Source organism: Citrobacter sp. TBCS-14, assembly GCF_005280805.1.
In the GTDB taxonomy this organism is placed as follows: domain Bacteria; phylum Pseudomonadota; class Gammaproteobacteria; order Enterobacterales; family Enterobacteriaceae; genus Citrobacter; species Citrobacter gillenii.
Window position 1 is genome coordinate 1 of sequence record NZ_SZWM01000152.1, and the last position, 744, is coordinate 744.

3 pseudogenes are annotated in these 744 nt (G+C 52.2%); 1 reads left to right on the top strand and 2 read right to left on the bottom strand.

What is annotated here, in order from left to right:
• Positions 1 to 266, bottom strand: a pseudogene (gene gidA / locus FDX22_RS32535) (tRNA uridine-5-carboxymethylaminomethyl(34) synthesis enzyme MnmG); the annotation flags it as partial.
• On the opposite strand from gidA, the pseudogene FDX22_RS32540 reads away from it, so the two are divergent.
• Positions 266 to 409: pseudogene (locus tag FDX22_RS32540) on the top strand (malonate decarboxylase subunit alpha); the annotation flags it as partial. The pseudogenes gidA and FDX22_RS32540 sit on opposite strands and share 1 nt — an antisense overlap.
• Here the strand turns inward: FDX22_RS32540 and FDX22_RS32545 are convergent.
• Positions 375 to 744 (bottom strand): annotated as a pseudogene (locus FDX22_RS32545) (FAD-dependent oxidoreductase); the annotation flags it as partial. The pseudogenes FDX22_RS32540 and FDX22_RS32545 sit on opposite strands and share 35 nt — an antisense overlap.

Genomic DNA, 744 nt, shown 5'->3' on the forward strand with positions numbered 1-744 from the left:
GCCTGGCCGATTGATACCGGTTTGTGATCGTTCAGCTTGGCAATAACTTCATTCGACAAACCGGAAACCTGACGATAATCCAGAGTCGCAGGCAGCAACGTATTCTCGTTACGCTGTTGTCTTTCGATTTCATCCTGCTGACGGGAAATATAACCTTCGTACTTAACCTGAATTTCAACCTGTTCAGCCGCCTGAGGATCATCAAGCGCGGGTGCAAATACAGACAATGACGTCAGCTGTGCATAGGTCATGTCCGGACGACGNGCAGGGCAAGGTTCTGCCGACCGCAGACCTGACCGCGATGCTGGAATTACTTATCGCGCCGGGTGACCGCGTGGTATTAGAAGGGAATAACCAAAAGCAGGCAGATTTCTCCAGCGTTCATCCCCCACCAGACCCAGTTCACGACCAATTTCGGTCAGACGGAGATCGGCGTTATCTTCGCGCAGCATCAAACGGTATTCTGCACGCGAAGTAAACATGCGGTACGGTTCTTTGGTGCCCAGCGTACACAGGTCATCCACCAGCACACCAAGATAGGCCTGAGAACGCGCAGGTGCCCACCCCTCTTTGTCAGCGGACAAGCGTGCGGCGTTCAGACCCGCCAGCAAACCTTGCGCAGCGGCTTCTTCGTAACCGGTTGTACCGTTAATCTGACCAGCAAAGAACAGACCTTGAATGAACTTACTTTCCAGGGTTGGTTTCAGATCGCGTGGATCGAAGAAATCATATTCAATAGCATAG